The 6813-nt window shown below is 63.4% G+C and carries 5 protein-coding genes; 2 read left to right on the top strand and 3 right to left on the bottom strand.

From position 1 onward, the window contains the following. Window positions 1-100 precede the first annotated feature (100 nt). Together NKH16_RS29640 and NKH16_RS29635 are read right to left on the bottom strand one after the other, a co-directional pair. Entirely contained in the window at window positions 101-1051 is a 951-nt protein-coding gene (locus NKH16_RS29640; RefSeq protein ID WP_352748727.1) for a substrate-binding domain-containing protein, read from the bottom strand. Window positions 1052-1280: 229 nt separating this feature from the next. Then, window positions 1281-2288 carry an aldo/keto reductase gene (locus NKH16_RS29635; RefSeq protein WP_352748674.1) on the bottom strand — a complete coding sequence of 336 codons (1008 nt, stop codon included), beginning with the start codon at window positions 2286-2288 and terminating at the stop codon, window positions 1281-1283. Window positions 2289-2471: 183 nt separating this feature from the next. Between NKH16_RS29635 and NKH16_RS29630 the strand changes: the two genes are divergently transcribed. Next, window positions 2472-2696 (top strand): hypothetical protein, encoded by a 225-nt coding sequence (locus NKH16_RS29630; RefSeq protein ID WP_023675682.1) that lies wholly within the window; start codon window positions 2472-2474, stop codon window positions 2694-2696. An 87-nt stretch (window positions 2697-2783) separates the two neighbouring features. Next, entirely contained in the window at window positions 2784-5285 is a 2502-nt protein-coding gene (ligD, locus tag NKH16_RS29625; protein WP_352903179.1) for a DNA ligase D, read from the top strand. A gap of 8 nt (window positions 5286-5293) precedes the next feature. On the opposite strand, the gene NKH16_RS29620 is transcribed toward ligD, so the two are convergent. Next, window positions 5294-6616 (bottom strand): Fic family protein, encoded by a 1323-nt coding sequence (locus NKH16_RS29620; RefSeq protein ID WP_352748677.1) that lies wholly within the window; start codon window positions 6614-6616, stop codon window positions 5294-5296. Between the last annotated feature and the right edge of the window lie 197 nt (window positions 6617-6813).

The following is a 6813-nucleotide window of genomic DNA, read 5'->3' as shown; positions in this document are numbered from 1 at the left end:
ATGTCCTCGCACACCTGTTCGCGATGTCTCCGGTCCAAACACCCCCTTGAGGGGGAGATGGCCGGCAGGCCAGAGGGGGGCGCTGCCCCGTCGGCTTCGCCTACTTCGTCTCGCCCAGCCTCTCCGCCTTGTCGAGATTGTCCTTGCCGATGACGATCGGTGTCAAAAGCACCAGCTTTTCCTTCGGCTCGGTCTTGTCCCTGGCGTAGGCGACCGCGATCTGCACCGCAGTGCGCGATTGTTCGCCGGGGAATTGCTCGACCGTTCCGGCCAGCTTGCCGTCGCGCACGGCGACCAGCGCTTCGGGAAGCGCGTCGAAGCCGTAGATCTTGACGTCGGTGAAGTTGCGCGCCGCGCAGGCTTCAACCGCGCCAAGCGCCATATCGTCATTGGCGCAGATGATCGCGTCGGGCTTGCCGTTGGCGGCAAGGCCGGCCTCGGTGACGGACAGCGCCTCGGCGCGGGCGAAGTTGGCGGTCTGCTCGAAGATGATCTGATACTTGTCCTTCATCGGATCGAGGACGTTGTGCACACCCTTGTTGCGGTCGATCGCCGGGCCGGCACCGGGCTGGCCCTGCAGATGGAAGATCTTGGCGCCGTTCGGGAACGCCGCCACCATGGCCTTCGCTTCGGCCTCGCCGCCCTTGACGTTGTCGGCGCCGACATGGGCAAGGATGCCCTCGACGCCTTCCACACGGCGGTCGATGGTGACGACGGGAACGCCGGCCTTGACCGCTTCCTCGATGGCTGGGGCCAGCGCGTTGACGTCGAGCGGCGAGATGACGATGGCGTTGACCTTCTGCACGAGCGCCGCTTCGATATCGGCGGTCTGCTTGGGCGCCGAGTTCTGGCCGTCGCTTTCGACCAGGTTGACGCCCTGCGCCTGGGCTTCCGCCTTGATCTGGTTCAGCATGTGCACGAAGAACGGAAAGCCGAGGCTCGGCACCGAACCCAGGATGGTCAGCTTGTCCTGGGCAAAAGCCAGTTGCGGAGCGGCCAGCGCCAAAGCGGCCATCGCCGCCGACGACAGCAGGAATTCACGTCTGTTGATCAATTTAGTCTCCTCCCAGATGAGCGCACGACCCCGAAACCGGAATGGGTTTTCCGGAAGGTTCCTTGCGTCGATTCAAAAATGGAGTGTCCTTCGAGCGCCCAACTCGTGTTTGAAGGGACGCAACGGCGCTCCAGCCGGTCCACCGCGACGTTCTCCTCCGCTCGGTGCCTGCAGGCGGATGCTAGCCAAGGCCGGAGCTTTGCGCAAGAACGGGATCAGGCAAGACCTACCGATCGATCATCACCATGGTGCGCTGGCCGTAGCGCGGCCCGGCGACCTTTCCCGGCGCCAGCGCGTCGTCCAGCACTCGCATCTCGGCTGGGTCCAGCCTGATCGAAGCCGCGGCGACGTTCTCCTCGAGGTACTTGCGCCGCTTGGTGCCGGGGATCGGCACGATGTCGATGCCGAAGTCGCTCCCCTTGTGGAGCAGCCAGGCCAGCGCGATCTGACCTGGCTTGACGGGCTTCGCCGCGGCGATGTCGAGTACCGTGGCCGCCGCCTGCATATTGGCGTCATAGTTGGCGCCCTGGTAGCGCGGGTCGCCGCGCCGGTAATCGCCCTCCGGATAATCTTCGGCGCGCCTGACGTCGCCGGTGAGAAAGCCGCGGCCGAGCGGCGAGAACGGCACCAGGCCGATGCCGAGCTCCTTCAGCAGCGGAATGATTTCCGGTTCCAGATTGCGCTCCCACAGCGAATATTCGCTCTGCACGGCCGACACCGGATGCACGGCATGCGCCCGGCGGATATTGGCGGCGCCGGCTTCAGAGAGGCCGAAGAAGCGGACCTTGCCCTGAGCGATCAGCTCGCCGACAGCGCCCGCCACATCCTCGATCGGCACCGCCGGATCGACGCGGTGCTGATAGAGGAGGTCGACGTGGTCGGTGGCGAGCCTCCTCAGCGAACCTTCCAAAGCCTCGCGGATATGTTCGGGCCGGCTGTCGCGCTCGGTGCCGACTTGCTTGCCGTTTTCGATGCGGAAGCCGAATTTCGTCGCGATCGTCACCTCATCGCGCCGGCCCTTCAGCGCGCGGCCGAGCAGTTCCTCGTTGGTGAACGGCCCATACACTTCCGCGGTGTCGAGGAAGGTGCAGCCGAGTTCGATGGCGCGGTGCAGCGTGGCGGTCGATTCCGCCTCGTCGGCCGGGCCATAGGACTGGCTCATGCCCATGCAGCCGAGACCGATTGCCGAGACTTGCAGCCCCTGGCTGCCGAGTTTGTGCATCGTCAATGTCATGTGAAGCTCTCCGGATCAGCATCGCGTTCCAAGCCGCCCGGGCAATATAGCGCACCGGCTCGGTTTCCACAGAGCGGGAGGCGCCACCGCGCGCGGCTCGCAGCGACCGCCAAATTGACAGCCGAGCCGCTCTCGGCCATCCTTAAGTCACGCCGCCTTGCGGCTTGTGCGTGAGTAACCAGCATGGCCAGTTCCGTCGCCAGTCAGAAATCCAAGCGCGCCGCGGTGCGGAACGCGCTCGACCGCCACAAGGTGTACATCACTGCGCAGCGTTTTTCGGCCGGCAGCTACAGCGCGCGGGTGCTGGTCGACGGCGAGGCCTATTGGGTCGACGAATTCCGGCTCAGCCAGCTGCAGCAGGGCCTGTCGCCGGCCGAGCTCGAATTGACGCCGGCCACCGACGATTGAGCGGCGTGACGCCGACCTGCCCGATGCTGACAAAATGATTCAAGACATGCGCATCAAGCCGTTGTTTTTGCGCAAGAGCATGTGGCCGTGACCGCCCCGCCAAAGCTCAAGGCCTATCGCGCCAAGCGCGAGTTCACGAGGACGCCGGAACCAGCCGGCGGTCTGGTTGCCGGTGAGGGCAATCGTTTCGTCGTTCACAAGCATCACGCCACCGCCGATCACTACGATCTGCGCCTGCAGGTTGGCGACGTGCTGAAGAGCTGGGCGGTGCCGCGCGGCCCGTCGCTCAACCCCGCCGACAAACGGCTGGCGGTCGAGACCGAGGACCATCCGCTTGAGTATATCGACTTCGAAGGTGTCATTCCCGAAGGCGAATATGGCGGCGGGCCGATGATCGTCTGGGACACCGGCGTCTGGGCGCCGATGGACGATGTCGAGAAGAGCCTGCGCAGCGGTTCCTTCAAGTTCCGGCTGGCCGGCGAAAAGCTCAATGGCGGCTGGATGCTGACGCGGCTGAAACCGAAGCCCGGCGAGGATGAGGGCAAGAAGAACTGGCTGCTGTTCAAGGAGCGCGATCTCGCCGCCGACGCCAAGCTCGACATACTGGAAGCCCGGCCGGAAAGCGTCAAATCCGGACGCCGCATCGAGGAGCTGGTGGCAACGCCGAAGCCGGCCGCCAAACCTGCCAGGCCGGTGGTGCTGAAACCCGGCGCTTTGCCGGGCGTCGTCAAGGCGCCGCCGCCTTCCCGGATCGAGCCGCAGCTGACTACGCAGGTTCCGAAGCCGCCGGGCGGCGATGACCCAGCGGCCCGAACGGGCGAAGTCTGGCTGCACGAGATCAAATTCGATGGCTACCGCACCATGGCGCATCTCGCTAACGGCGCAGTCAGGCTGATCACCCGCGCCGGCCTCGACTGGACGAAGCGCTATGGCGACCTGCCGCTTGCATTCGCCAGGCTGCCGTGCCGCGAGGCGATCATCGACGGCGAGGTCGTCGCGCTGGACGCCAAGGGCATCAGCCGCTTTGCCCTTTTGCAAGACGCGCTGGCCGAAGGCGCCGGCAACAAGCTCCACTTCTACGCTTTCGATCTTCTGTATCTCGACGGCTGGGACCTGAGACAAGCGCCGCTCCGCCGGCGCAAGGCGCTGCTTTCGCAATTGCTGTCCGGTCTCGGCGCCAATTCGGCCATCCAGCTCAGCGATCATGTCGAAGGAGACGGCCAAGCACTTTATGACCAGGCATCCGAGATGGGGCTCGAGGGTGTCGTCTCCAAGCGCGCCACGGCAATCTACCAGAGCGGCCGTACCAAGACCTGGACCAAGACCAAGGCGCTTCAGACCGGCGACTTCGTCATCGCCGGCTACACAGTCTCCGATGCGGCAGAGGGGTTGGCTGCACTTGGCCTCGGCGAATTCGAAGACGGCGAGCTGCACTATCGCGGCAAGGTCGGCACCGGCTTCGATGCGGGGACCGCCGGCGAATTGCTGGCCAGGCTGGAGCCGCTAAAGGCGGGTGCGTCCGCGCCGGAAGGCGTTCCGCGCGAGATCATGCGCGAGATGAAGTGGGTGCGGCCGCTGCTTTCGGCGCACATCCACTACGCCAACCGGACCACCGACAATGCGCTGCGCCATGCGGTGTTCCGCGGCCTGCGCGACGTCGGCCTGTCGACGCCGGTTTCGGCCAAGCGCAAGCGGCTGATCGCCGAGGCCGACCTCGCCACCATCTGGGTGACCAACCCGACGCGACGGCTGTTCGGCAAGACCGGCCCGACCAAGCTCGACATTGCCGTCTATTATGCGCTGGTCGGCGATTTCATGCTGCCGCACATTCTCGGCCGGCCGGTGTCGCTGGTGCGCTGCCCGACCGGCAGGCCGCAGGACTGTTTCTTCCAGCGCCACGCCTTCACCGGCATGCCGTCCTCTGTGGCGACTTTCGAAGCGACCAATTCGGAGGGCGAGACCAAATCCTATCTCTCGGTGGAAGACGCCAAGGGCTATCTGGCGCTGGCGCAGTTCGGTGTCGTCGAGTTCCACACCTGGGGCACCCATCGCACGCGGCTCGACAAGCCGGACCTGGTCGTTTTCGACCTCGACCCGGGCGAGGGGATCGCCTGGCGCGAGGTTGTTGAGGCGGCGGTGCACATTAAGGGCGAGCTGGAAGCGCTAGGGCTGGTGCCGTTCGCCAAGACGTCCGGCGGCCACGGCATCCACATATCAGTGCCGGTGACGCAAAAGCAGAACTGGAAGAAATTGCACCAGGCGACCAGCGCCATCTCGACGCATCTTGCCGCCACCGCGCCCGACACTTTCACCACCACCATGGGCAAGGATAACCGCAAGCGGCGTATCTTCATCGATTATCACCGCAATGCGCGCGGCCACACTTCTGCGGCTCCCTATTCGCTGCGCGCCCGCACCAATTTGCCGGCCTCGACGCCGGTGAGCTGGAGCGATCTGGAATCCATCGACGCTCCGCAGGATCTGAATTATTCGTCGCTGCCGGGCCTGCTGGCGACGTCAGGCGATCCCTGGGCCAACATGGAAGATTTCGCCAGGGATTTGCCGGTGGTTGGACCTGAGGCTGGCTGACTGTTGATTCATGTTTCGGGAAACAGCCTCGGGAACAGCGTGTCCAAGGCCTTGGCGGGAAAGCGCAGGGATACCGGCCCTTTGGGCGTTTCGGATTCCAGCAGCCCAAGCGAAATGACATCATTGAAAACCCGCCGCGCGGTCCGCTCGGGCAGTCCGGTAATGCGCGAGATTTCGCCTCGCTCGAATTCGCCGCGTATCAGCGCCTCTTCCAGCAGACGGCTGGCTTCCGGCTTCAACTCGCTGCTTGTAGCGTAGGCGCGAAGACGCTTTGCCAACGTGGCGAGATCAAAAAGGCCGGACATGAAGGTCACTTGGTCAACACAGACGCGCAGGAACCACAGGGTGAAATCTGCTAGCGCGCGCTGTGAGAGATTGCCTCTGCCGTCGAGATCGCCCTGGCGCGGCATGTCGGCATGATCCATCATGGTCTTGTAGTCTTTGCGACTCTTCAGCCCTCGCGCCAGTCCACGTGAAATCGACCACAATCCATGAGCGGCGATACCTGCCTCATGTGCCATCGCATGGCTCATCAAGCGGCTGACGCGCCCGTTGCCGTCGGGAAATGGATGGATGAAATTGAAGCGATGATGCGCAGCAGGAATGGCGAGTATCCGGCCTGCCTTGCCGAGCTTTGCGAAGCGGTAGCGCGTTTCGAAATAGCACATGAAATCGTCGACGCGGACGCTGGATGGCGGTTGATGCCTGCCGACCGCAACATCGTGCTCAAGTTTCGATCGCCATTCCCCGGGCACCATGAGAAATTCGCGCCCTGCACCCTTGACACGCAGCATGAGTTCCTCGGCATCCCGATAGAATTCCTGATGCAGCCACAGGATGAAGTCGCGGGAAGCCGGATCAGGTAATCGGCCCCGCGCAGCCATCCGGTCGATCTCGGCCTGGAGCCTGACGTGAGTGGCGGCTTCAAGTTGCAGGTTCCGCCGTTCCTCATCCTTGTCGAAATTTCCTGCCAGCGCGCGCTCGATGTCGCGCGGACGCGTGTCATGGCCCTCTATGAGGTTGCTGTAATAGGTATTCATAATGCGCACGAGATCGGCGAGGTTGGCAGCAGTACGGGGATGAAGGCTGCCGCCCAACGTAGCGGACGCCGCCGACAATTCCGCCAGGGCATCCGAGATTTCCTCGGATACCTCCTCCAGACGGGCCGGTTCGATCCGCTGTACGCTTTCTTCCATGGTACGGCTGCCTCCAATTTTTGGCCGATCTTCATAATTAATAAGTACATAATCATAAATGGTTTTTTCTAGATTAATAGAAAAATTGGCCGATCTTTTGGCCGATTGTCTGCCAGCCGGCCGGCGATCGGTCATGGCCGATCGCAAACGGCGTTATCAGATTGAAACTCCAGCATCAAAGCGGGTCGAGGCACAGGTTTGGCCGATCTTTTGGCCGCTGCACAGAGCCGTCCGGTAGAATGGTGACGGCGGTGCGCCGGTCCGATCTGGAATCCATCGACGCTCCGGAAAATTTGAATTATTCTTCCCGTCAGGTCCCACCGCCGATCCTT

Origin of the sequence: Mesorhizobium sp. M1307 (assembly GCF_040318155.1) — a bacterium.
Classification (GTDB): domain Bacteria; phylum Pseudomonadota; class Alphaproteobacteria; order Rhizobiales; family Rhizobiaceae; genus Mesorhizobium.
Note: the sequence above shows the minus strand (reverse complement) of the source record. Positions and strands in the feature narration are given on the sequence as shown.

Bases quoted from the DNA above. Each gene is read 5' to 3' on its own strand.
- NKH16_RS29635 (WP_352748674.1), bottom strand. From the start codon at position 2,288: ATGACATTGACGATGCACAAACTCGGCAGCCAGGGGCTGCAAGTCTCG.
- NKH16_RS29630 (WP_023675682.1), top strand. From the start codon at position 2,472: ATGGCCAGTTCCGTCGCCAGTCAGAAATCCAAGCGCGCCGCGGTGCGG.
- NKH16_RS29620 (WP_352748677.1), bottom strand. From the start codon at position 6,616: ATGACCGATCGCCGGCCGGCTGGCAGACAATCGGCCAAAAGATCGGCC.